At 76.9% G+C, this 372-nt stretch carries 1 protein-coding gene; it reads left to right on the plus strand.

Translation table 11 applies throughout. The features are described 5' to 3' along the window. A partial coding sequence (locus tag DW309_RS19265) for a hypothetical protein (protein WP_446724624.1) occupies window positions 1-372 on the plus strand: 372 nt, incomplete at both ends.

A 372-nucleotide genomic window follows, 5' to 3' on the forward strand; every position in this document is an offset into this window, starting at 1 on the left:
CCGGTGCCGCCGCAGCCGATGCGGGCGCGCAGCAGCTCGTCGCGGGCGCCACCCGGCTGTCGGCGGGCGTGACGGGTGCGCACCAGTACACGACCGGCGTGCTGGCGGGTGCCACCACGCTGAGCGACACCCTCCGCGCCGGAGTGACGACCTCGGTGCAGACGCTCGCCCATCCCGACACGAAGACCGCGCTGCAGAACGCCGCGACGGCCGCCCCCGGTCGGTCGCAGCAACTCGCGGACAGCCTCGCCGGGATGCTCGCCGCCGACCCGACCAACGTGCAGCTGCAGCAGCTCGCGCAGCTCGCGGCCGGTGTCGATCAGGCCGTCGACGCCCTCGCGGCCCCGGCCGCCGCCGCACCCTCGCTCGCGC

Source organism: Microbacterium sp. K41, from assembly GCF_004794395.1.
Lineage (GTDB): Bacteria > Actinomycetota > Actinomycetes > Actinomycetales > Microbacteriaceae > Microbacterium > Microbacterium sufflavum.